This window comes from Rhodococcus sp. TAF43, from assembly GCF_052113525.1.
GTDB lineage: Bacteria > Actinomycetota > Actinomycetes > Mycobacteriales > Mycobacteriaceae > Prescottella.
This window is the reverse complement of the sequence record NZ_JBFRDL010000039.1, coordinates 1-22,596: the sequence shown is the minus strand read 5'-3', so window position 1 is coordinate 22,596 and position 22,596 is coordinate 1. Positions and strand designations below refer to the sequence as shown.

23 protein-coding genes and 1 tRNA gene are annotated in these 22,596 nt (G+C 66.0%); 16 read left to right on the top strand and 8 right to left on the bottom strand.

Annotation, left to right across the window (positions count from 1 at the left end; genetic code table 11):
• Window positions 1-2 precede the first annotated feature (2 nt).
• Both wzm and AB4Z09_RS20710 read right to left on the bottom strand, forming a co-directional pair.
• Window positions 3-884 carry a galactan export ABC transporter permease subunit Wzm/RfbD gene (gene wzm / locus AB4Z09_RS20715; protein ID WP_174907543.1) on the bottom strand — a complete coding sequence of 294 codons (882 nt, stop codon included), beginning with the start codon at window positions 882-884 and terminating at the stop codon, window positions 3-5.
• Between the two features lie 67 nt (window positions 885-951).
• On the bottom strand, window positions 952-1,524 hold the full coding sequence (locus AB4Z09_RS20710) for a bacterial proteasome activator family protein (RefSeq protein WP_114723748.1): 573 nt from the start codon (window positions 1,522-1,524) through the stop codon (window positions 952-954).
• A gap of 136 nt (window positions 1,525-1,660) precedes the next feature.
• On the opposite strand from AB4Z09_RS20710, the gene AB4Z09_RS20705 reads away from it, so the two are divergent.
• The gene (locus AB4Z09_RS20705; RefSeq protein ID WP_114723784.1) at window positions 1,661-2,863 is read left to right on the top strand and encodes a cysteine desulfurase-like protein; all 1,203 of its coding nucleotides are present in this window, start codon (window positions 1,661-1,663) and stop codon (window positions 2,861-2,863) included.
• Between the two features lie 9 nt (window positions 2,864-2,872).
• On the opposite strand, the gene AB4Z09_RS20700 is transcribed toward AB4Z09_RS20705, so the two are convergent.
• Window positions 2,873-3,868 carry an NAD(P)H-quinone oxidoreductase gene (locus tag AB4Z09_RS20700; protein WP_174907545.1) on the bottom strand — a complete coding sequence of 332 codons (996 nt, stop codon included), beginning with the start codon at window positions 3,866-3,868 and terminating at the stop codon, window positions 2,873-2,875.
• A gap of 37 nt (window positions 3,869-3,905) precedes the next feature.
• Between AB4Z09_RS20700 and AB4Z09_RS20695 the strand changes: the two genes are divergently transcribed.
• The 6 genes from AB4Z09_RS20695 (at window position 3,906) to AB4Z09_RS20670 (ending at window position 11,556) form a co-directional block, all read left to right on the top strand.
• Window positions 3,906-5,087, top strand: a complete 1,182-nt coding sequence (locus AB4Z09_RS20695) for an alpha-hydroxy-acid oxidizing protein (RefSeq protein WP_174907547.1) — start codon at window positions 3,906-3,908, stop codon at window positions 5,085-5,087.
• Between the two features lie 79 nt (window positions 5,088-5,166).
• A complete protein-coding gene (locus AB4Z09_RS20690; RefSeq protein ID WP_442240576.1) occupies window positions 5,167-5,601 on the top strand; it encodes a MarR family winged helix-turn-helix transcriptional regulator in 435 nt (144 codons plus the stop codon).
• A 42-nt stretch (window positions 5,602-5,643) separates the two neighbouring features.
• Window positions 5,644-5,733 (top strand) — tRNA-Ser (locus AB4Z09_RS20685).
• A gap of 165 nt (window positions 5,734-5,898) precedes the next feature.
• Window positions 5,899-7,053, top strand: a complete 1,155-nt coding sequence (locus AB4Z09_RS20680; RefSeq protein WP_442240561.1) for a tyrosine-type recombinase/integrase — start codon at window positions 5,899-5,901, stop codon at window positions 7,051-7,053.
• Between the two features lie 701 nt (window positions 7,054-7,754).
• Window positions 7,755-9,674 (top strand): hypothetical protein, encoded by a 1,920-nt coding sequence (locus AB4Z09_RS20675; RefSeq protein ID WP_442240560.1) that lies wholly within the window; start codon window positions 7,755-7,757, stop codon window positions 9,672-9,674.
• A gap of 175 nt (window positions 9,675-9,849) precedes the next feature.
• Window positions 9,850-11,556, top strand: coding sequence for a hypothetical protein (locus tag AB4Z09_RS20670; protein ID WP_442240559.1), 1,707 nt, complete (start codon window positions 9,850-9,852; stop codon window positions 11,554-11,556).
• A gap of 363 nt (window positions 11,557-11,919) precedes the next feature.
• Here AB4Z09_RS20670 and AB4Z09_RS20665 read toward each other — a convergent pair whose 3' ends face one another.
• Complete coding sequence (locus AB4Z09_RS20665; RefSeq protein WP_442240558.1) at window positions 11,920-12,456, bottom strand: hypothetical protein; 537 nt, start codon at window positions 12,454-12,456, stop codon at window positions 11,920-11,922.
• 46 nt (window positions 12,457-12,502) lie between these two features.
• On the bottom strand, window positions 12,503-12,841 hold the full coding sequence (locus tag AB4Z09_RS20660; protein ID WP_114723759.1) for a hypothetical protein: 339 nt from the start codon (window positions 12,839-12,841) through the stop codon (window positions 12,503-12,505).
• A gap of 554 nt (window positions 12,842-13,395) precedes the next feature.
• Between AB4Z09_RS20660 and AB4Z09_RS20655 the strand changes: the two genes are divergently transcribed.
• The 7 genes from AB4Z09_RS20655 (at window position 13,396) to AB4Z09_RS20625 (ending at window position 17,873) form a co-directional block, all read left to right on the top strand.
• Window positions 13,396-14,424 carry a trypsin-like serine protease gene (locus tag AB4Z09_RS20655; RefSeq protein WP_114723760.1) on the top strand — a complete coding sequence of 343 codons (1,029 nt, stop codon included), beginning with the start codon at window positions 13,396-13,398 and terminating at the stop codon, window positions 14,422-14,424.
• Between the two features lie 1,085 nt (window positions 14,425-15,509).
• A complete protein-coding gene (locus tag AB4Z09_RS20650; protein ID WP_429518978.1) occupies window positions 15,510-16,151 on the top strand; it encodes a Fic family protein in 642 nt (213 codons plus the stop codon).
• 163 nt (window positions 16,152-16,314) lie between these two features.
• The gene (locus AB4Z09_RS20645; RefSeq protein WP_107986261.1) at window positions 16,315-16,512 is read left to right on the top strand and encodes an antitoxin VbhA family protein; all 198 of its coding nucleotides are present in this window, start codon (window positions 16,315-16,317) and stop codon (window positions 16,510-16,512) included.
• Window positions 16,513-16,677: 165 nt separating this feature from the next.
• Window positions 16,678-16,875, top strand: a complete 198-nt coding sequence (locus AB4Z09_RS20640; protein ID WP_114723763.1) for a hypothetical protein — start codon at window positions 16,678-16,680, stop codon at window positions 16,873-16,875.
• Window positions 16,872-17,366 carry a hypothetical protein gene (locus tag AB4Z09_RS20635; RefSeq protein WP_114723764.1) on the top strand — a complete coding sequence of 165 codons (495 nt, stop codon included), beginning with the start codon at window positions 16,872-16,874 and terminating at the stop codon, window positions 17,364-17,366. Before AB4Z09_RS20640 ends, AB4Z09_RS20635 begins: the two co-directional genes overlap by 4 nt.
• A gap of 67 nt (window positions 17,367-17,433) precedes the next feature.
• Complete coding sequence (locus AB4Z09_RS20630) at window positions 17,434-17,679, top strand: type II toxin-antitoxin system Phd/YefM family antitoxin (protein ID WP_107986258.1); 246 nt, start codon at window positions 17,434-17,436, stop codon at window positions 17,677-17,679.
• Window positions 17,676-17,873, top strand: a complete 198-nt coding sequence (locus tag AB4Z09_RS20625; protein ID WP_114723765.1) for a hypothetical protein — start codon at window positions 17,676-17,678, stop codon at window positions 17,871-17,873. The genes AB4Z09_RS20630 and AB4Z09_RS20625 overlap by 4 nt, the downstream gene beginning before the upstream one ends.
• A 261-nt stretch (window positions 17,874-18,134) precedes the next feature.
• Here the strand turns inward: AB4Z09_RS20625 and AB4Z09_RS20620 are convergent, their stop codons facing one another.
• Window positions 18,135-18,728, bottom strand: a complete 594-nt coding sequence (locus tag AB4Z09_RS20620) for a TetR/AcrR family transcriptional regulator (protein ID WP_429518974.1) — start codon at window positions 18,726-18,728, stop codon at window positions 18,135-18,137.
• A gap of 99 nt (window positions 18,729-18,827) precedes the next feature.
• Between AB4Z09_RS20620 and AB4Z09_RS20615 the strand changes: the two genes are divergently transcribed.
• Window positions 18,828-19,550: a GAP family protein gene (locus tag AB4Z09_RS20615; protein WP_429518972.1), complete on the top strand. Its 723-nt coding sequence runs from the start codon at window positions 18,828-18,830 to the stop codon at window positions 19,548-19,550.
• Between the two features lie 1,012 nt (window positions 19,551-20,562).
• On the opposite strand, the gene AB4Z09_RS20610 is transcribed toward AB4Z09_RS20615, so the two are convergent.
• Together AB4Z09_RS20610 and AB4Z09_RS20605 are read right to left on the bottom strand one after the other, a co-directional pair.
• Window positions 20,563-20,934, bottom strand: a complete 372-nt coding sequence (locus tag AB4Z09_RS20610; protein WP_442240557.1) for an SdpI family protein — start codon at window positions 20,932-20,934, stop codon at window positions 20,563-20,565.
• Window positions 20,935-21,346: 412 nt separating this feature from the next.
• Entirely contained in the window at window positions 21,347-21,727 is a 381-nt protein-coding gene (locus AB4Z09_RS20605; protein WP_442240556.1) for a hypothetical protein, read from the bottom strand.
• Window positions 21,728-21,849: 122 nt separating this feature from the next.
• Here AB4Z09_RS20605 and AB4Z09_RS20600 point away from each other — a divergent pair, with 122 nt between their 5' ends.
• Window positions 21,850-22,245 carry a hypothetical protein gene (locus AB4Z09_RS20600; protein WP_258558122.1) on the top strand — a complete coding sequence of 132 codons (396 nt, stop codon included), beginning with the start codon at window positions 21,850-21,852 and terminating at the stop codon, window positions 22,243-22,245.
• Window positions 22,246-22,596: the final 351 nt, after the last annotated feature.

The following is a 22,596-nucleotide window of genomic DNA, read 5'->3' as shown; positions in this document are numbered from 1 at the left end:
CCCTAGACCCAGTAGGCCACGCGGGCCCGGTACTTGCGTAGCGCGAACAGTGCGACCGCCCAGCCGACGACGGTGAACGCCAGCACGATGTACCAGTGGTAGGCCTGCTGGTCCGCGCCGATCATGGGCGCGCGGATGATGTCCAGGAAGTGGAACAGTGGGTTGATCTCGGCGATCTTCGCTCGCTCGGCGACGTCGCCACCCTGCGCCTCGAGCGCGTCGGTGGACCAGAAGATCGGGGTGAGGACGAACAGCAGCAGCGTCAGGCTGCCCAGGATCTGGGCGATGTCCCGGTAGCGGGTCGCGAAGATGCCGAACACGATCGACACCCACAGCGCGTTGAGGACGATGAGCCCCAGCGCGGGGATCGCCGCCAGGGACGTCCAGCTCATGTGCCGCCACACCCCGAACGCGAACACCATGATCACGTAGATCAGCAGGTTGTGGCCGAAGAACAACAGTTGCCGCCACACCAACCGGTAGATGTGCACGCTCAGCGGCGACGGCAGCTGCTTGATCAGCCCCTCGTTGGCGATGAACACCTCGGAGCCCTCGAGGATCGACGCACTGATCAGGTTCCACACGATCAGGCCCACCGTGACGTACGGCAGGAATGTCTGCAGCGGCATCCCCAGCAGCGCCGAGTACAGGATGCCCATCGCGGTGGCCTGCACGCCGGTGGCGATCGTGATCCAGAACGGACCGATCACCGACCGGCGGTACCGCTGCTTGATGTCCTGCCAACCCAGATTGAGCCACAGCTCACGCTGCGCAAACCCCTCCCGCAGGTCCTGGAACGCGCGACGGAACGTCTGCGAATCGGACATAACGGCAGGGGTGTCGGCGTCGGACGCCGGCTCGTGATCCAAGGCTGCTGCTGACACGGGTTCCGAGCCTACCGTTCGCGGTGGAGTTGCCGGTTTCGGCGCACTCGATCTGTTCCGGCGTGCGCTACAGGTACTGCCCGGTGCCGGCCTGCGGGTTGTCGTCCGGACCCTGCATGCGGTGCTGCGGTCCCATGCTCATCCCCGGCGGAAGCGCGCCCTGACGCATCTGCTCGAGCTGCGCGCGGGCGGCCATCTGCTGTGCGAACAGCGCGGTCTGGATGCCGTGGAACAGTCCCTCGAGCCAGCCGACCAGCTGGGCCTGCGCGATCCGCAGCTCGGCGTCGGTGGGCACGGAATCGTCGTTGAACGGCAGCGTGAGCCGCTCCAGCTCCTCGCGCAGCTCGGGGGCGAGACCCTGCTCGAGCTCGCGCACCGACGACTTGTGGATCTCCTTGAGCCGGGTGCGGCTGGCGTCGTCGAGCGGTGCGGCGCGCACCTCCTCGAGCAACTGTTTGATCATCGTGCCGATGCGCATGACCTTCGCCGGCTGCTCCACCATGTCGGCGAGCGCGTCCTGGTCGCTCTGGCCCGACGAGTCGTCTGCGGCCCCGTCGGTGCGGGTCGCGGCCGCGGACACCGGAACCGGATGGCCGTCGGGTCCGATCACCAGCACGCGTTCGTTCTCCGGTTGCGTCATGGCTCCATCTTGTACGTTTCGGTGCCGGTTTGCCGAGGGTGGGTCGGCAGTGTCGGAAGTGTCGTGTGCTAGAGCACGTTCCGAAAAGTCGGATCTGAATCACGCGGTGTTGACAGTGGGACTTAGAGTGTCCGTCATGGCTTACGACGTTGCCCGGGTACGGGGACTGATCCCGTCACTGGGCGATGGATGGGTCCACCTCGACCCGCAGGCCGGTATGCAGATCCCGGACGCGGTCTCCCGCACCGTCTCGACCGCGTTCCGCGCATCGGCGTCGTCGTCAGGCGGACGGCACGTGTCGTCGCGCCGCAGTGCCGCCATCGTCGCGGCAGCGCGAGAGGCCGTCGCCGACCTGGTCGGCGGCGACCCGGCGGGTGTCGTGCTCGGTGCCGACCGTGCGGTGCTGCTGGCCTGGCTGGCGGAATCGCTCAGTTCCCGGCTGGGTCTCGGTACCGGGCTGGTGCTGTCGCGCCTCGACGAGGAGGCGAACGTCGCGCCCTGGCTGCGCGTCGCGAGCCGGTACGGCGCGCAGGTCCGGTGGGCCGAGGTGGAGATCGAGACGTGTGAGCTGCCGAGCTGGCAGTTCACGGAACTGGTGCAGCCGACGACGCGCCTGATGGCGCTCACCGCGGCGTCCCCGATCGTCGGATCCGCGCCCGCCGTCCGGGCGGCCGCGGACTGCATCCACGAGGTGGGCGGACTGCTCGTCGTCGACGCCGTCGGGGCCGCGCCGTACGCGCACATCGACATCAACGACCTCGGGGCCGACGTCATCGCGGTCAGCGCGCCGTCGTGGGGCGGCCCGCAGGTGGGTGCGCTGGTGTTCCGGGACCCGACGCTGCTCGACCGCATCCCCGCGGTCTCGCTCAACCCGTACGCGCGCGGTGCCGAACGCATGGAGGTCGGCGGCCACCAGTTCGCGCTGCTGGCCGGGCTGACCACGTCGATCGACTTCATGGCCGGGCTCGAGGAGACCGCGACCGGCACCCGCCGGGAGCGCCTCGAGACGTCCATCAGCTCGCTGCAGGCCTACCACGACCAGCTGTTCGAATACCTGATGCGGTCGCTCGATTCGCTGCCTCAGGTGACGGTCATCGGCCGGTCCCCGATCCGGGTGCCCACACTCAGCTTCACCGTCGCCGGGGTGCCGGCCGACAAGGTGGCCGCGCACCTCGCCGACAACCGGATCGCGACCGTCAGCGGCCTGCAGTGCGGCAACCGCCTGCTCGACGCGCTGGGTGTCAACGACGAGGGCGGCGCGATCACCGTGGGTCTCGCGCCCTACACCACCCGCTACGAGATCAACCAGCTCGTCAAGCATCTCGGAACGCTGGGCTGACCGGGCCCGTCAGTCCTCGCGCACGCTGAGCACCACCTTGCCGACGGTGTCGGGGGAGTCGAGCATCTCGTGCGCGGTGGGCGCCTCGGTGATCGGCAGTTCCGCGTGCACCACCGGCGCGACGATGCCCTCGCCGACCAGCGGCCACAGCTTGTCCCGGACCGCCGCGATCACGGCGGCCTTGCTCGACGGACCCGTCTCGGGGCGTCCGCGCAGTCCGGTGGCCAGCACCCGGGCCCGCTTGGCGAGCAGCTTGCCGATGTCCAGTTCGCCCTTGCGTCCGCCCTGCATGCCGATGATCACCAGCTGACCGTCGGGGGCCAGCGCGTCGAGGTTGCGACCCAGGTACGACGCACCCATGTTGTCGAGGATCAGGTCTGCCCCGCGGCCGCCGGTGTCCTCGCGGAGCACCTGCACGAAGTCGGCCTCGCGGTAGTTGACCAGGATGTCGGCGCCCAGTTCGGCGCAGCGCTCGAGCTTGTCGGCGGAGCCGGCGGTGACGGCGACCCGCGCGCCGAGCGCCTTGCCGACCTGGATCGCGTGGGTGCCGATGCCCCCGCCGCCGCCGTGCACCAGCAGCACCTGGCCGGCGTGCAGGCCGCACTCCATCACCAGGTTGGACCACACCGTGCAGGCGACCTCCGGCAGCGACGCCGCCGCCCGCAGGTCCAGGCCCTCGGGCACCGGCAGCAGCTGGGTGGCGGGGACGGCGACCTTCTCGGCGTAGCCGCCGCCGGCGAGCAGCGCCGCCACCCGGTCGCCCACCTTCCAGCCGTGGACGTCGGGGCCGACCTCGGCGATCACGCCGGAGCATTCCAGGCCCAGGATGTCGCTCGCGCCGGGCGGCGGCGGATACATGCCGCGCCGCTGCAGCAGGTCGGCGCGGTTGACGGCGGTGGCGGCGACGTCGATCAGGACCTCGCCGGGGCCGGGTGTCGGATCGGGAACCTCGGACCAGGTCATCACTTCGGGTCCGCCGGGCTCGGAAATCGTGATCGCGTACATACCCGTGACGCTAGTCGGACCGCGCTAGCGTCACCGGATGACCTTCTTCGGCAACATGCAGAACGAGATCTACCTGACCGGCATCGGCGGCGCCCGCCCCGAGTTGCCGATGACCGCCGCCGGACTCGAGGCGCGGGCCCGCGAGGAACTGAGCACCGAGGCCTACGCGTACATCGCGGGCAGCGCCTCCACCGAGCGCACCGCCGCGGCGAACCTGGACGCCTTCACCCGCCGCGCGCTGGTGCCGCGGATGCTGCGCGGGACCGGGTCACCCGACGCGCGGGACCTGAGCGTCGACATCCTCGGCACCCGGCTCGCGGCACCGGTGCTCACCGCCCCGATCGGGGTGCTCGGTCTGGTTCGTGAGCGGGGTGAGGCGATCGTCGGCGAGGTGACCGCCGAACTCGGGATCGGCTCGGTGCTGTCGACGGCGGCGTCGTCCACCATCGAGGACGTGGGCGCCGTCTCGGGCGACAACTGGTGGTACCAGCTGTACTGGCCCGCCGACGACGAGCTGGCGCAGTCGTTGGTGCAGCGGGCCGCCAAGGCTGGCGCCAAGGCGATCGTCGTCACCGTCGACACCCCGGGAATGGGCTGGCGGCCAAGGGATCTGGAACTCGGTCACCTACCGTTCCTGCGGGCGCAGGGCATCGCGAACTACCTGTCGGATCCGGTCTTCCGCTCGCGGCTGGCGACCCCGCCGGAGGAGAGCCCGGAGGCGATGCAGATCGCGGTGCTCACGTGGGTGTCGCTGTTCGGCAACCACGCGCTGCGCCCGTCGGACATCGCGAAGATAAACGAGTGGACCGGTCTCCCCGTTTTGGTGAAAGGCATTGTCCACGAGGACGATGCGCGTGCCGTGGTGGACGCGGGCGCCGACGGGGTGGTCGTGAGCAACCACGGCGGCCGGCAGGTGGACGGTGCCATCGCCGCGCTGGACGCGCTCGGCCCCGTCGCCGCGGCGGTGGGGGATCGGGCCACCGTCCTGCTCGACTCCGGAATCCGTTGCGGCGCAGATGTGTTGATCGCGCTGGCGCTCGGTGCCGACGCGGTGCTCTACGGGCGGCCGTGGGCCTACGGTCTCGGCCTGGCGGGCGCCGACGGTGTCCGGCACGCGCTGCGAATACTGTTGGCGGATTTGGACGTCACAATGGGGTTGGCCGGTTTGTCCAGCGTCGCCGAGGTCGATTCGAGCGTGCTTCGCGCTGTCGGACGATAGGTAGCACTACTATGCATTCGTGACAGCAGATGCTCGAGTAACCACGGGTGCCGGGGTGGCGTGGCTCGGTGCCGACGAGATGCGCGCGTGGCGCGGTTTCATAGACGGCAGTCAACGACTGATGGACGTACTCAACCGAGAGTTGGAGACAGGGCACGACATGTCTTTAGCCGAGTACCGGATCTTGGTGATGCTGTCGGAGTCCCCGGACGGATCGCTGCGGATGAGCGACCTCGCGGACGGCGTGCTGTCGTCGCGCAGTCGCCTCACGCATCAGATCCGCCGTATGGAGGCCGAGGGCATGGTGGAGCGCAGCCAGTGCGTCGAGGACGGTCGCGGCGTGCTCGCGGTCATCACCGACGAGGGCCGGCGACGGCTCGGCGAGGCCGCTCCCACCCACCTCTCCGGGGTCCGCCACTACCTGATCAATCTGCTCAGCAAGTCGGAGATGCGGACGCTCGCCGACGTCTTCGAACGGGTCGACGAGGCCATCGGCGACCGCGCCGCCAGCTGATCGGTTTCACCCCCCGCCGCGCATGCGGTTAGGATCTGCCACGGAAGCGTGGCAGAGCGGCCGAATGCACTCGCCTTGAAAGCGAGCGTGGCGTAAAACCCACCGGGGGTTCGAATCCCCCCGCTTCCGCCAAGGTCAGGGGCGGTTTTGAGAAACCGCCCCTGACGTCGGAAGATCCAACAACGTTCCGATGTGACACAGCCATGACACGCGATCGTTAGTATCGCGAGCATGGCGTTGCGAAATGGCGTTGAGAAAGTCGAGCTGCCGAGCGGGGACATCCGGTACCAGGTCCGGGTGCGGGTGGCCGGCCCAGACGGCGCGAGACGTCAGCTTCGCAGAAGATTCGAGACCTCGAAGGCGGCGGGGGAGTTCCTCGACGAGTTGCAAGACAACCTCAAGAAAGAAGCCACTCAGGCTGCGGTCGACGAGGCCGGGGTCGTCACGGTCGCTCAGGCGGTCGAGCGCTGGCTCGCGGCGCAGCGGATCAACCCGACCACGCTCGCGGCCTACGCGGCGGCGCTGGCGCCACTGGTCGACCGGTTCGATAGTCGCGATGTGCGGACGATCGGCGACAGCGAGGTGGAGCAGCTCGTGCAGGACCTGGCCGCTGGTACCGGGCCAGGCGGGCGGAAGTGGAAACGAACCTCGATCAACCCGATGCTCGCGCGCACCAAGGCCGTCTGGAAAGACCTGGAGCGACGAAAGGTGCTTAGCCACAATTCAATCCAGTACATCAAGCCGCTACGCAAGAAAGACGACGCCGACGCCTACGAGGGCGTCCTGGACTTGTCCGACCGACTCGGTGAGGACGAGGTTGCGCGGTTGGTGAAGATGCACTCGAGGGTGGATCTGCCCCTGGTCGGCGGGCCACGGTCGCCTCAGTACATGGCCGTGGTTCATGCGCCGATGGTGCACCTTGCACTCATCGGGCTGCGGCGCGGTGAGCTGGCAGGGCTGCGTTGGAGCGCAATTGATTTGGATGCCGGCCGCATTACGGTGGCCGTGCGGACGCGAGTGCGCGTGACAGGCCGCACGATCGATCAGAAGAACGGCAAGACCGCCCGTGCGCGGCGATCACTGAAGCTGCCAGCCTCGGTGCTGACCGTTCTGCGGGGCACGCAGGAACGACAGCAGATCGCCAGAAAGCGCGCTGGTGACGCGTGGGTAGGGGAGCGAGATCTCCACGTGCTCACGCACTGGGACGGGCGGCCAGTGGCACCGCGGACTCTGGACGACTGGTGGAAGGAGGCACTGCGGTACGCCGGGGTCCCCCACCGCAGGCTCCACGCCGCTCGCCATACCGCGGCGTCACGGTTGATCGCCGCGGGAGCGACACCGTCCGCGGTTGCGGCGTGGCTCGGTCACGCAGACGGGGGGACGCTCGTGCTGCGGACCTACGCCCACACCGACGCGTCGGAAGTGGACGCACTGGCCGCACTGCTCGGGTAGTAGCCGGGGTGTTGGACGCGGGACGGTGGCGAGATCGTCCGTAGTGAGTTCACCCGTTGGCTGGTCCGGTGCTCCAGCGGCTCGGGAGACGAGTGAGGCGGACGGCTCGATTTCGGGCATCGAAATGATATTCCGCGAAGTTACTCGATGGGTTCTCTGTGAGCGGGCTAGCTGCATAAACGGCGGTGCCGGCGATACGTGCAAGATTCTCCGAGGGTTTATATATGTGCTCTGACCTGCGGAAACGTGTTGAAATTGGTGTCTGATGCTCCTACTGTGAATGCGGTCGGCAGCCAGGCCGGCAGATTCGAAGCAAAGGGGTGCGGGATGGCAACGACGGACTATGTCGGTGTCGCCGAGTATGCGCGGCGCCGAGGGCTGAGTACACGGACGGTCTACACGTACCTCAAGAAGGGTCTGATTCCGGGAGCGGAGCAGGCACAGCCGCGGTGCGCGTACCGCATTCCAGTGAGGCCTCTGCCTAACGCAGAATCAGCCCTCGGCTGACTCAGCCCTACTAATGCAAGAACGCCGCCCCTGCATGGGCGGCGTTCCGAATCCCCGAAGGGACTGTCTTGCCAGACAGGTCTCAGGGTACATGCTGCCCTGACCCGGCTTCAAGATTTGATGGTCGTGTCGATGATTCGACACCCGAGATCGTATGGCGATTCCTCGCACCGCTGATGGCCGCGCGTCGCTCCATGCGCCTATCCGCGCCCGGTGACCGCGGCAGGTTCGGCACCCCACGTCCCCTGACCAGTCGATTACCCGATGCGCCGGCTGCGGTTCCGCTCTACAACCAGCACGGCCGCACCGTGCTGCTGGCATTGGACTTTGACGCCAAGCGCCACAAAGCCGCCCAGGTCGACGCCGACGCCGACGTCGACGCCGACGTCGAGCAGGTCCTGGCCTGGCTGCACGAGTGCGGCGGCCGCGCGGTCACCGACCGATCCACCAGCGGCGGCCGACACGTGCTCGTCCCGCTCGCCACCGACACACCGCTACGGGTCGACGACCTCCGCATACTGCTCGGGCTGCTCGAGAAGCGCCTGCCCACCTTCGACAAGCAGCCCATGCTCGGCAGCTCACACGGTTGCATCACCGTCCCCGGGTCGCTGTGCCGCGAAGGCGGTCACCGGCGCCTCGACGGCCCCCTCGCGACTGCGGTCCAGGCGTTCACCCTGCGATCCGACCGCGGCGTGATCGCCCGCCTGGTCGCTCTGCTCGGCGGCGTCGCTCTGCTCGATGGCAAGGACGCGCACCAGGCTCGCCCCCGCACTGCGGTCGCGGTCGTGGAGGCTGCGCTGGCCTGCGACGAGCATCTCGTCGGCGTCGGCGACGACCGCCGCCTGCATCCCCGCTACCGCCTGGTCAGTGCCATACCGACACCGGTGGCCACCTTCGCGCGGACCGGCAAGATCGACCACGACCGCTGGCCGTCGACCTCCGAGGCCAGGCAGTCGGTGATCTGCAGCGCCGTGCTGCGCGGCGCCAGCGTCGCCGACATCGAGGCTGCGCTCGGGACCGCTGACTATGCCGGCCTGCGCGAGGCCTACGCCCGGTACGGGGCCCAGCGTGTCATTGCCTCATCCCTGCGTGCCGACGTCGCCAAGGCGTTGACCTGGGCCGCGAGAGTGGCCCCCCAATTCCGTGATCTCACGCACGAGAACAAGCACACAGGGGGGGAGGGGGGGACCAGGGTTCCGAGAACTACCGACTTCTGCAGCGATCCGATACGGCGCCGCTGGCTCGCTGCCRCACAAACCTGGATCGACCAGGAGTTCCCCGGATCCCGCCGGCGACCGATCCTGCTTGCCGTGGGGCAGGCACTCGCCTACACCTCCGCACTGGCCGGGGAGCTTGTGGAGGGCGTGCCGGTGGTGGCCATCGGCGGCCGCAGCCTGTCGCACTCTGCCGGGCTGATGTCGGAGTCCACGGTGTGGGCCGCGCTGCGCCTGCTTCGGGACACCCCTGGCTCCCCGGTGCTGCGTATCGCCCGCGGCGCGGGCCAGCTCCCCGACCGGTACGCCCTGACCAGGCCTGCTGGCGCGGCCGCTGGTGAGCCCGACCGTGTCGCGCTCGAGCGAGCCCGCGTCGAGCCCGTCCATCACGCCTGGAGCGTCATCGGACTGCGCGGGCGGACGCTCTACGACCTGATCCGCAGCGGTCGGGTGACCACCACGGCCGACGCGTTCGCGGCCGCCAATCTGGGGCAGTCGGCCGGGTACGCGATCCTGACGGATCTGCGGGTAGCCGGGTTGATCACCCTGGACAAGGGCTCTCTCGCTGTCGGCGACCGGACTCTGGACGCCGTCGCCGCCGATGCCGGCCTTGCCATCGTCGCGGCCGAGCGGATCGTCCGGCACCGCGCCGAGCGCCTGGTCTGGCATGCCTGGCTCGAGTGCCGTTTCGGGCCGCCGCCGGCTGATCAGGACACCGCGGACCGGCGAGGCGCCACTCTGGCAGCCGCGATCGCGGCTGCGCCCGTACTCGACGCACAGGATTCCGAGCTGATTTGGGCCGCGACGATAGCCGCCGGTCCACCGTCGGACCCGCACCTCGAAGCGCTAGATCTGCTCAGCGACACGCTCGGCGCGGAGATCATCGAGGGGGGCGGCTGAGCGCTGCTGCTGCAGGGTGCGTGGAGAATCGCGCTGGACACCGGTCCACGCACCGCCAGTTAGGTGGGGCGACAGGGCTAGAGTGCTGCGATGGTCAACATCTTGAATCGCGAACTCGCGCTAGGGGTGTCGAAAGAAGTCGAAACCGCGTTCGCCGACGAGAAGGAGAGCACGCATGGACGGCGCGTCTGAAGAGGTTGCCAGCGAAGACGAAAGCGTCGACATGCGGCCTGATGAAGAGGGGCAGAACAGCTCTGATGCTCTGGAGGTCGCACCATCGATGACCCTCGTAGAAGTGACACCCGGTGTCGCAGTGGTGTTCGGTGAAGTCCCCGAAGGCCTTGAACTCATCAGCCTCGATCTGTTGCCGTCATTCGACCGGACACAGCTCTCGACTGCTCTGGGTTCGCTCGGCAACGTGGGCACGATAGTGGGAAACGTTGCGGAGGCTATATCAAGCGCGCAGGGCCTCTACCGGGTCAACGATGCGACGCTGTCCCTGCTCAAGAGCGGCGGGCAGATGGCCGGAAAGGACGGCGCACTGCTCGGAGCGATCTTCAAGGATGGCCAGGTGGTCGCGCAGGCACGCTTCATTCCGGTTTCGATGACGGCCGCCGCGGCCGCCGCAGCGATCGGTCCGGCCGTGGCCATGATCGCGCTTCAGATGCAGCTCGGTGAGATTTCGGGTCTCGTCCGCACCAACATCGCACTCACCACACAGGTACTCAAGACCATCCGGAACGAGCAGTGGGCCGAACTCGAAGGGCTCACGGAGGCCGTCGATGAGGCGATCAAGGAGGCGCGCGAACTCGACACCATCACGGACTCTGTCTGGGAGCCCATCGCTTCCAGCGGCCCCATGATCCACAAAGAGTTGAAGCTCTACCGAAAGAACGTGGTCGGACACGTTCAGGAGATACAAAAACTGGACGGACGCGCGCGCCGCCAATACCTCGAATCCAACGCCGAAGCGATTGTCTTCGACACTCATGCGCTGCTCAGTTCGCTGAAGACACGCGCCGAGTACCAGGCGATTCGCGCTTCGCTCGCCCGAACCCGAAGCGTCAGCGACGAGAGCGAAGCGCAGCTCTTCGACCAGATCGCGCGGAACCTACCCGCCGAGATCGAAGAGTCCCTCCACGAGATCAGGCTGCTCACAGCATCACTCGTGCGCGAGTTGCGGATCATCGCCGAGCTCCCCGGCCGAGCTACGGCTCCGCTCACGAAGAAGCGTAAGGACGCGAAGGCGTCCCGACTGAGGTGCAAGCAGCTCCTCGAAGCCATCGAGCCCCTGGCCAACGCGCTCCATCCGGCAGCCGAGATGCCTGCTGTGCCAGAGACTCTGTGCGCGCCCTCCGACCTTGATCTCGAGCCGTACCTTCATGTCCTTCGGTGGTTCCTCGAGGACGGCGAGACGCTTCGCAGCGTCGCGTTCCCCTACGAGGCCGGGCCTCACAACCTCACCGGGGTCGTACCAGCAATCCTCGCCAAACGAGTTGACGCCACCTGGGACGCACTCGGTCCAGGCAAGGCCGGCGCAGTGGTCGAGAAGCTCACTTCGAGCACCTTCGTGGCCGTAACCGACCGCCGGATCGTCACCGCCACCCCGAGAACCCTTCTGCGGCACGGCGAACTCGGCTCGATCTACCCGCTGGACGAAGTTAGGTACGTACGCCCACGCTCGAATCACGGTGCGGGCGTGCGCCCAACCATCGGCATAACCACGGACCGTCGCGACGTCCAGTGGATGTTCCCGGCCGACGCCGACCACGAGCACATCGACAGCCTGGCTGCGGTGATCTCAGACGGAGCATCAGTCACAAGCCAGGCTCCAGCGGAGATCGACCACTCCGTCGCACCTGGCATCACCGTCGGTTCCTGAACTCGACGACACGGCGGCAGCGCCGTCGCCGTGAACGCGGCGGCCTGCTGGCCGACCGTGTCGGGAGCGGCCCGGTCGATGCTTGACAACGCGGAGACCTGCGCCGATCGGGGTGCTGTCGGCGGTAGCATCGACGCAATCTCAGTGAAGGGCTGATCCCGAAAGAGCAGCGACCGGGACAGGCTTCCCTGCTTAGCGACTCCGGCGAATAAGACGAGTTCGGCGCCCTGGTCCTCTACTCAAGCTCGTCAGGTGGCCAGTTGGCCGGTCAATCTACCCGGCATTCGACGACATACGCGCTGAGGTGGCCTTTTGTCGGAGATGCTGCGGGAACTGAAATTCTCATCGGTAACCGCGCAGAAATCAGGAGTGAAGAGGGGGCGGATCTGGAAACGGGGTCCCGGCGTCATTTCCGGAGTCGTACGTCGGAGGCCACTCGATGCCGTGCTTGTCGATCGGCTCGAGGGTCTCCGGGACCGTGACGATGTCGTCCTGGACGAGCGCCGCGACGAACTCATGATCCGTCGGACGGCCGGCGATGCACTTCGACACGCACAGGTCGACCGGATCCAGACACAGCCCAGTCCGCCCGTACAGCTCGGACGAGCCGTCCGCGACGGTGAAGTGCACCAACCTGCTGTCCCAATGCTTCGGCAGCACGACGACGTCCTTGTGGATCCCCTCGACATAGAACCCGTGGTGCTCGTGGAACGGGGAGTTCTCCCCCAGGCGCGCATCCAGCATGAGGAGCTTCTCCTCGACCGCCGGCGGATTGGTGATGCCGCTCAGCGGCAGGATGTCGACCTCGCGGGACTGGAACGCGGCCTCGGGCAGCTCAGCGGTGTCGTAACTGCCGAGGATCGACTGKGAGCCCAAGACGACGACCGGCGACTCGTCCAAGTTCGCGCACGCGGCCCCTTGATCGCCCGCCCGAGTTCTTCCCGGTTCACCGCTTCAGCAGGTCACGCAGATCGTCGAGCACCTGCAGGCGCTCGTCCTCGTCCAGCAGCACCGACAACGGCGAGAGGTTCCGCATCTCCTTGGCCGTCTCGTCGTCCGAGTCCACGATGTTCCGGAAGGACTTGATGTCGTTGTCGCGGACGATCTGCTCCCACCGGTCCATGTAACTGGTCATCAGCGGGCCGCGAGAGACATGCTGGCGGATCGTGTCGAGATTCCGGCGCACCTTGTCCGTGTCGACAGACAGATGCTCCCGGTCGATCTTGGTCAACACCGCGCTCTGCATGAGCTTCTGGCGGGTGACCTTCATGTTCACGACGGTCATCTCGCACTCCTCTCATGCTCAGGCCGCCGGCGCAGCGTCGATTCGCCCATTCTACGGGGCTCGTCCAGAGTTTTCCCTGGTTGTCCACCTGTTGTGTGGGTATGGCCCCAACCACGCAGCAGCCACGCGGGACGAAAGAGCGCGGGTCGTGCCGTCGACGACGCGGCCGGGCCAAGTAACAAGGCTGCTGCGAAACCGGAGAAGAACGCTCCGGTTCCTTGCCACATGGTTCCGCGGTCGCCCCGAGTCGGAGGTCGATGAGACAAGTCACGTAGAAGCCCCAACCCAGCGTGACGAATCGGGCGAGTCTTTGGTGTTGCACTGCCGCGTGCGCTCGAGCGGCTTCCTATTTATCCCTTTCAGCCACAGCAGACCGTTGAGTCGGTACTGTACCTCGGAGCGCTGACCTGCGGCGTGCTCACCTGGGCCCTTCCCGATCGGGAATCGCCTTCCAGCTTCGTTGATCGATCGAATCGTTACTTGTAGTAAGTCCAGCCAATATCTGCCAGTGCACGAAAGAACTTCATGAGTCTGGAGATGATGCAGTGAGACGAATGTTAAAGATCGCCGCGGCTGCGGCAGGGGCGGTCAGCCTTGTGTTGGTCCCGACGCTGCCGGCGAACGCCGAAACCGACACTCCCAACGCCATGGTTGTGCAAATCCCTGAGGCACTAGACGATCCCGCCCCGGTTCTGAGCCAGAGCGAGCTGGAACTCGATCCCGATTTCCAGGCCTACCTTCAGCAAGAACAGCAATACCAGCAGACGGTTCAGACGGCGCCGACGGTTGCGTCGCCGGACAGTGGCGGGGCCGGCCAGGTTTCCGCTCGCAGCACCAACCCTGTCGAGACGCGTCACGACGGCGTCGGAGCACTCTATTTCACCGCGGTCGCCTACTCCTACCGCTCGTGCACCGCGAACTACATCGGTGGAAAGTTCTGGCTCACCGCCGATCACTGTGTCAGAACCGCCCCTTGGGCGCCAGGATTCATTCAGCAGTCCGACGGGCAGTTCGCCGGGATCGAGAACATCTACCGCATTAACCAGCCGAACGTGGACTTGGCACTGATCAAGGTCGGGTCCGGCATCAGTGCGACACCATTCAGCTTGTCAACCCGCACACCGACCATCTCCGACACCCTCAAACTCGTCGGGTACTCCGGGATCAACAACACCAACACCCCGCAGAACTTCTCCTCTTCGTCGACACTCGACTACGAGTACCACATCCCCTCTATTACGTTCGTCGACGGCTCAGTGTTCAATGACCTCTCGTCGTTCACTGCCACCGATTACCCCACTTGCAAGGGCGATTCCGGTGGCGCCTATTTCTCCGGCGGATCGATGTTCGGTGTCCATACCGGCCAGGGAGTTGTTGTGTCCCAGAACACGATTTACAATTGCACAAATTGGTCAATGATGACCAACCTCACCCCGTATATTCCGTGGATTCAGAATATTATGGCGACGCAATCCCAATCCAACCTCGGTGAGATTGCCCGTGCATTCACCGGCGGGGTGGGCGCAAACTTGCCCTTCCGAAACGCTGGATATGCCCCGAATATCGGCTACATAGGAAGCTGACCACCATGCGACTCACTTTGACTCGATCCGTAATCCTGACCGCGGGGCTATTCCTGGCCGCAGCCCCGGCCGTTGCCCATGCTCAAGACTCCACCGGCGGCGGGAGCCTTCCCGCAAGCGGCAGTAGCCTCTTCCAGACGGGTTCCGCCGAGACCATCTCGGACGCCATTCGGTTTAACCGGACCTTCACCGAGCAAGAGATCGCTCAGTGTCTGAAGGACGCTGAAGGCGGCGCCTCAACTGGCTCCCGCCCCTGCCCTCTGCGACCGATCACCGAGATGGACCTCGCTGTAGCACGACTGCTGTTCGGCTCTGGGTACTTACTGTTCGGCTCCATGGGTTGATTTAGCGCACAGCCTGTCGGGTCGGCGCCACATTCTGTGGTGTCGACCCGATCGGTCACCGCAGCGCCGCATCCGCGGACGAGGCTGCAGCGATACCGAAGAAACATCAAGGGCACCAGAAACCCTCCGACTCCGGGCCTCAGGAGGCGCTGAGCCACCAGCTGGCGGTTATCCATAGCGAACTCATGGAAGTCCGATCGATCAGAGCTGCCAGGTCGACTCGAGACAGGACCACGCAATGACTGCGACGTCGGGGTTTCCAACGCTCCGAGGAAGGCGATCAACGGCAGGCTCGAGCACCTGTGGGGCATCAGGGCGCCTCGCAGACCGCCTCGCGGAGGTCGCGTTCGAGCAACGCTGGGTGATCCGCGGTCACCACCGACGATCAGGGCGCCTCACATCAGAAAGAGCGCAGGTCTTCCTGCACACCTGACTGCGTCCGATTGGAACTCGCGCCACCGTCCGGTCACACCTCGAGCCGTCACCCCGGGCCGTTTAGGTTGACACAGGCGCTTCCCGCCTTGGGTATCCCGGCCCGTTGATTGCAGATCTCACGGATCCGCTCGCTACGGGCGATTCGAGGATCACGACAAGAACGCAAGAATCCTGATGCGACATTTGCGCGAGAATGCGCAGGTTACCGACGTCTGTGGCCGACAAGATGGATGAGAACCTACAGTGATTTCTCGGGGATGGCCGCTGGCCGGCCTCCGACCACATGCACGGAGCACGCTGTTGCCCATGATCATCGTTGCCGACCTGACCGGCGTCGTCTAYACCTCAGGCAAGGTGTTCGACGGTCTCGCTGTCGGCCGCCTCGACACTGAGAACTTCCTGCGCTCAGGAAGCCTGGCCGGTATCTGCTCCCGCGCCGACCTCGCGCTGCTCGAGGACCTCCGGGACGTCGCTCAGTTCGTCATCGACCACCACGATCAGCCGGTCGATGCTCCCTACGTCCGCGCGATCAACGCGCAGATCACCCGCAGCGGCGCACTGCACCCGGGACAGCTGCGCACCGACGACCAGCAGATCGGCGTCGGAACCCGCTACGGCCGGCACATGCCTCCTGCGCTGACCGACGATGGTCTCCAGCAGCTGATCGACTCACTGGCCTGCGATGACGTCATAGAGAACGCACTGGATCTGTTCGTGGAGCTCGCCAAGGCTCAGCCGTTCGAGGATGGGAACAAGCGCACCGCGTTGTTCGTCGCGAACAGCCCGCTCATCGGCCACGGCCAGATGCTGGTCGTTCCCGTCGACGAGAACGATCCGCGGCTCGCTGACACCGTCAACGATCTGCTCGCCCGGGCGTACATCAACGACGAGCACGACGCGGCGAAGGCTCTGATGCGCAAACACGGTCTCACCGCGCTCCCGCGCTGAACTTGGAGACTGCAGGTCACAGCTGGCAGATCCGCTACGACGTCGTATTCACCGTCGCCGTCCGCCGAGGTCGACGCTGATCGTCTCACTGCCGACGCTTTGATCAACAACCACGTAAAATCGAGAATGCGATCGACCGAACCGCACAGAGAAGGGCGCCAGCATGACTCTCGCGCACGAGGTGCTGAAGCAGACACCTGCCTGCAGCGTTGAAGAGGCGATCCAGTTCGCCACCGCGGGTGTTCGTCTCGCGGGTGGCACCGTCACCGAAGCAAACAAGGCTGCCGCGCGACGCGTGTTGAACGGCACCAGCACGGCAGAGGAAGAGCTGGCGGCACTCCGTCGGAAGCTTCTGAGCTGACTCGATGCTCGCGCAGCAACACTAACAGCCAGCGCGACCAAGGTTTCGAGTTCGGCGACTGAACGATCCGAGCCCCGGAGCCCGCCGCCGATGCGGCTTCACCCTTGCCGGGCCGCTGAACGACTAGGCATCCTGGCGAGGGACTGATGAGAAAGGACCACCGCCGTGCCATCACTCAACATCACGTTCACCGACGAAGAGCACAGGGAACTGCGGGAGGCTGCCGAACGCGAAAACGTGTCGCTGAAAACGTTCGTGCACGATGCCGTCATCGCCGCTGCGAGCTCAAGGAAGCGGCAGGTCGCGGAGGTAGCGAAGAGGGTCGCCACGGTGTCCGCCGAACTGAACCGCAGGCTTGCGTGACAGACCCGTCTGCCGGGCCTGCGCTGTCCGAACACGACGCCACGCTGCTGGCCGAGGCCGGTTTCGTCACCGACCCCGCGGCCGCCACGGCGGCTCGCGTGGACCGGGACATCCGCATGCAGGACCTGGTGCACAGCTCCCTGTCGGTCGACGACGCGGCGCAGCGCCTCGGTGTCACCACCACTTGCATCCGCCAGCGCCTGACCGACGGCACCCTGTGGGCGTTTACGTCGGGCCAGGGCCGACTGCTGCCGCCTGCCCAGTTCATCGCCGTCGGCGCGGTCCCTCATCTGGAGAAGGTCCTGCCGCTGCTGAACGACGATCTGCACCCGCTGACGGTGCAGGCGCTGCTCACGCAGCCGCAGCCGTCCCTGGTCGTGGCCGGCCGGCCGGTGTCGATCGTGGCGTGGCTGACCGGCTGCGCGGGCACCGACGCCGAGATCGAGCAGGCGGCCGACGTGATCGTTGCCGCCACCTGGGAGTCGACGTAGATGGGGGCTGTGACTCTGCGGCCTCCGGCAGACGCGGGTCCTGTGTTTTTCCAGGTAGGGTCGGCCCGTGAAGACGATGACGTATTCGCAGTCGCGGGCGAGATATGCCGAGACCTTGAACGCCGTCACCGCCGACCGTGAGGAAGTGGTGATCACCCGGGCTGGCCATGCGCCGGTGGTGATGGTGGCTCTCGACGACTACGAGTCGTTGAAGGAGACGGCGTACCTGATCAGGAGCCCGGAGAACGCCCGTCGGCTGCTGGCCTCGATCGATAGGCTCGAGCGCGGCACCACCCACGACCTGATCGAATGACTGTCGCACGCAAGGTGACGAAGCAGGTGCCTGTCCGCAGCGTTGAAGAGGCGATCCAGTTCGCCACCGCGGGCGTTCGTCTCGCCGGTGGCGCCGTCACCGAAGCAACCAAGGCTGCCTCGCGACGCGTGGCGAACGGCACCAGCACTGTGGAAGAAGAGTTGGCAGCGTTCCGTCGGGAGCTACTGAGCTAACTCGATGGCGCGTACAACTGCACAGTTTCGTTCCTGGGATGACTATTTCATCCCGGGAACGACTGTTTTACGGAACAAGCTCGTCACGGCCACCGAGCCTCACGGAGCCTCCGATCCGGACATACTGCGTCGGTACGAGGACCGCGCGACGCTCATAGCAACTCCTAGATCCGTGGCGGCACATGGGCACCCGAACACAGAACCCACACTCTGCCTTCGCCGGCAGGTGCGGGTTCTGTTCTTTCGCCCAGCTCATTGTCGTCAGCCGGGTTCGTTGTCGATGCGGTGTAGTTCGCCCCGGATGATGTCGAGTGCCCAGTCGGTGTCGTCGCCGGCGCGCTGGTGGAGCAGGTGCATTCCGAGACCGTCGGCGAGCGCAAGCAGACGCCGGCCGTCCGTCCGGCTTGCCGAGGACGACGCGGCTTCGTCGCGGAGCATGGCCGCGATGCGTGTGAACAGGTCCAGGAGCTGCCTGTGAGCGTGGTCGCGAATCCGGGCGAGGCCCGGGTGTGCGGGAGTCTCGGCGATGAGGGCCACGTTGATCTCGAACTCCCGGCGCGTCTGCGGGGTCAGGGGCATGAGTTCGCGGATCGCGGCCAGCGCATACGCGACCGTGTCGGCGCTCGGCGGGATTGCGGTGACACGGGCAGCGGCGCGGGCGACCATGAGCTCGGCGGAGAACTCCAGCAGCTCCGCTTGCGTCGAGAAGAGGTTGCGCAGCGACCCAACCGCCATCCCGGCCTCGGTGGCGACCGTCCGCACCGACACCGCGGTGATGCCGCGCTCGGCGATGATCCGCCAGACGGCCTCGGCCAGCCTTGCCTTGCGTTCCTCGCGCGGGGCGACAGCCGTCACCACTCCTCCTAGTACGATCGTGCCAACTGCTGAGTTGGTACGACTGTACTAAGGGGGCGTCATGCAGGAGCACGACACGACGGCGGACGGGGCGGCGCGGTGATCTCCGCCGAAGCCGCGGGTGCCCTCGCGGTACTGGCGCTCACCGACTCACTGAGTTTCGGCACGCTCCTGGTGCCGGTCTGGCTGCTGATGACGCCGGGGCGGGTGCGGCCGCACCGCATCCTGCTCTACCTGGGCACCGTCGCGGCGGTCTACTACGGCATCGGGATCGCGCTCATGGCCGGCGGCCGGTTCGTGATCGACGGTGCAGCGGGACTGCTGGACACCACCGCTGCGACCACCGCGCGGCTGATCGTCGGTGCCGCGCTGTTAGCGGCCAGCTTCGCCCTCGACACGAAAGCCGCTCGTGCTCGCGCCGCCGAGCGCGCGCAACAATCAGGGCGGCTGAGCCGCTGGCGCGAGCGCGCCATGAGCGACAGTGCGACCTCCGCCCTGGTCGGGCTCGCGGTCGCCGCAGTTCTCCTGGAGGTCGCCTCGATGCTGCCGTACCTCGTCGCGACCGGGATCATCGCTGAACAGACCCCCGGATGGCCGGCTGCTGTGCTGGTGCTGGCGGGGTACTGCCTGGTGATGATCGCACCTGCGCTGGCGCTCACCGCTGGACGCCTCGTGGCACGCTCCGCCGTCGAGGTACCACTGAAACGGCTGGACACCTGGCTGACACGGAACGCCCGGAGCACGACGCTGTGGATCATCGGCGTCGCCGGATTCTTCCTCGCCGCTACCGCACTCCAAGACCTCGGCTGGGTACCGCGCTGACGCTGACCAGCTGTCGAGGTGCAACGGAAATCAGCGGAACACACCGCGCCACTTCGACGAACCCCGGGGAGGGTCGCGACGTCTGGATCGAATCAACCAGGCTCCACGTCATCACAGACGACCGTTGTCAGCTTCACGATTCCGGGATCTGACCCCCTCGAAAGCGACCGCCAGCAGCCCGACTATCGAAGCGGCCAGCAGAACATCTCCCCAGATCGTCTGCCCCTGTGCTCGTAGTCCTATAGCCACTGCCAGCAGCAGACTGCAGAAGATGATCCCTTTCGACGAGTACCGATACGACCGCAACATAGGTACGTCCCCCAAACATCTCCCGGACACGCCTCCGCGGGGCTCATCCCCGCGGAACAGTTCGTGCCCTCAAGTAACCGGTGCGTCRTTGATCAATCTAGCGCCGCGCTTCGTCAATCTTGGTTGTACCTCGACACTCGTCGGTATAGCCCTAGTTGCTGCGCCGGTGCTGGATTCTCGATCGCGCGAGGAGTACCAGAGTCGCGCCACCGCACACCGCTGACGAGACGAACACGGAAGCAGCCAGGACCCACGACTGCTGTGCCGCGGTGGTGGCGGTCAACACTGTTGTCAGTGAGACGACAGCGGCAACCCTCTGTCGAGGTACCGCCCGCCATGTTTCGCGGAGCCACACTCTCACTCGTGCCTACCTCCCCATTTCGTCCGAGTGTGCCACCGAACTGCCCGGGCACCTCGTCGGATCAGCGGTCCTCGGGGCGCGGGAGTTCGGTGGGCGGGATCTCGGTGACACTCCACCCTGTGAAGAATCGACGGGCATTCACGAGGTAGTACCGCAGGTTCCGTAAGAGTGCGGATACCTCCCAAAACTGCATGTTCATACCCGATGGTCTCATTCCGGGGCGTTTCGCTGTCTGCGCGGTGGGTGGGTGGGTGCGTGTCGGCCCGTGACCGGACCGGCGAAGCGTGCTGCCCGCCGTGGTGGCCGTCCCGTGCCCGCACCCAGCGCCCTCCGACCGGCGGCTTAACGACTCAGGGTCTTCGCTGCGGCGTTGCCCTTCAACGCCGCAGCGATCAGGACGATGAAGGCCGCCGCGCACACAACCGTTGCAGCGACAGCTGACGGCAAGGACCCGAAACCTGTCACGAAACCGATAACGACCTGTATGCACAGTCCCGCAACGGCTGTCCATACGGTCCGGCGCAGAATCGGCTGCGCAACCTGGTGGGCCAACTGCCACGCTTCGTGGCTTGCCATCGTCGCTTTCGTCCGGATGCCCATAACGGGATTCGGTTCGTCTCCGATGAGGTGCGGCATAAGTCCAGCAAAGCCCGCGGCGATGAGCGTCGACGACGTCATCGAGATCGTCAGCCCCAGTAACTCTGATGTGTCCACCAGTGCCGCCCCCTTATCAGAAAATTTCGACACAACGGACATTACCGACGAACTCGCGATCGTCTTTCCGCACCGCGGTTGGGTGCGCGCCGGCCCGCTGGGCGGACCGCTTCACCGGTCCGCGGGGGGCACTGTTTCCCAGTTGAACCCTTGGGGCATGGCGGACTGAACCCGGAACCGTTCTACCTCGCAGTTTCAGCCTCGCTTTAGCTGTTGCCCTGGTGCTGGATTCTCGATCGCGCCACAAGTACCAGAACCGCGCTACCGCACACCGCCGACGAGACGAACACGTAAGCGGCCATGGGCCACGACTGCTGCGCCGCTGTGGTGACGGTCAACACCATTGTCAGTACGAAGGCGGCGACAACGCTCTGCCGGGGTGCCGCGTGCCATGTTTCGTGGAGCCACGTTCTCACTTCGTACCTACCTCCCCATTTCGTCCGAGTGTGCCCCCGCCCTCTCCACGACGTCGCAGCCCTTTCGCGCATTGCCAGATCTGACCCACGACGACGAATACCCACAGCCCGAACAGGAACCAGTTCCACCCTGACGGAGCGGTGAAGGCGTCGTTGACGATGGTCGGCCCGAGAATGAGGCCGACCAACACGAGAAATACGAAGGGCGCCCACGCGTCCAGCTTTGCCGACACGCGCTGCCAGTTCACTCRCCCCATCCATGCAGCTAAACACAGCGGCGTCCTTCGGTACGCCACTGCACGCACAGCCGCATCGCGCTGGTCGGGTATGCGCCGGCCCGTGCCGTCCACCACCCGGTGCCCGGTCTGCGTCTCCATCGGCTCGTCCCCCGGATAGCGCCGAATACGACTGCCTATCGTGGCTGTCTATGGGGTGGAAACTGAGGCAGATCGCTTTCGCGGCAGCCGCATCTGTGGGAGCAGTACTTCTGACGAGCTGTGTGACCAACGTCGACGTGCCGGAGACCTTCGCTGCCATGGTGACCGTCACCGGAGAGGCAGACCGGGCATCGGTCGACGCCGGCGAGTGCACTATCGGAGCAGCTCACGTTGCCCCGAACGACCAGATAGTCATCCTCGGGGACAGTGGCTCTGCATACGCTTCGTCGGCACTGAAGGTCGACTCCATCGACCAGAACCCCGACGGCACGGGCGTGTGTACGTACACCGCACACTTCGAGGCCGTCCCCGCGAACCAGAGAAAATATGACATCTACGTGGGCAACTTCGTGACACAGCGGTTCACCTCCGACGAACTCAAAAACGGCGCTACCTACCGCCTACACAGATCCACGTCTACCGACAGCAACAGCGGCGAACTTTCCGGCGGCGGGTGACTGCCAGGTGCGCGCCGGCCCGTGACCGGTCCTGCGAAGCGTGCCGATGGGCGGCGCGCCGTGGCGCTCGTCCCGTGCCCGTTCTGACGGCGGTCTCGGCGACCGATCCCTGAAAACAAACCGAACACACGACAGTGGGCCAGCACTCCCGTCTCGCTGGCCCACTGTCGTTTCGGGTTAGTGCGGGGTTGCGTCCATGAAGATGGTGTACGAACCGGAGCCGATTGAGATGGCCGGCGTGTCGTAGCCGAACGAAAGACGGTCACCGCGTGATTCTTCGAGAGACCTACCAAGTCGACTCGAGACAGGACCACACGATGACCACTGCCCACGAATGACCACTGCCCACGA

Excerpts from the sequence above, each read along its gene's own strand:
- AB4Z09_RS20710 (WP_114723748.1), bottom strand. The coding sequence starts at position 1,524 with ATGACGCAACCGGAGAACGAACGCGTGCTGGTGATCGGACCCGACGGC.
- AB4Z09_RS20705 (WP_114723784.1), top strand. The coding sequence starts at position 1,661 with ATGGCTTACGACGTTGCCCGGGTACGGGGACTGATCCCGTCACTGGGC.
- AB4Z09_RS20700 (WP_174907545.1), bottom strand. The coding sequence starts at position 3,868 with ATGTACGCGATCACGATTTCCGAGCCCGGCGGACCCGAAGTGATGACC.
- AB4Z09_RS20695 (WP_174907547.1), top strand. The coding sequence starts at position 3,906 with ATGACCTTCTTCGGCAACATGCAGAACGAGATCTACCTGACCGGCATC.
- AB4Z09_RS20690 (WP_442240576.1), top strand. The coding sequence starts at position 5,167 with ATGCGCGCGTGGCGCGGTTTCATAGACGGCAGTCAACGACTGATGGAC.
- AB4Z09_RS20670 (WP_442240559.1), top strand. The coding sequence starts at position 9,850 with ATGGACGGCGCGTCTGAAGAGGTTGCCAGCGAAGACGAAAGCGTCGAC.
- AB4Z09_RS20660 (WP_114723759.1), bottom strand. The coding sequence starts at position 12,841 with ATGACCGTCGTGAACATGAAGGTCACCCGCCAGAAGCTCATGCAGAGC.
- AB4Z09_RS20655 (WP_114723760.1), top strand. The coding sequence starts at position 13,396 with ATGTTAAAGATCGCCGCGGCTGCGGCAGGGGCGGTCAGCCTTGTGTTG.
- AB4Z09_RS20645 (WP_107986261.1), top strand. The coding sequence starts at position 16,315 with ATGACTCTCGCGCACGAGGTGCTGAAGCAGACACCTGCCTGCAGCGTT.
- AB4Z09_RS20625 (WP_114723765.1), top strand. The coding sequence starts at position 17,676 with ATGACTGTCGCACGCAAGGTGACGAAGCAGGTGCCTGTCCGCAGCGTT.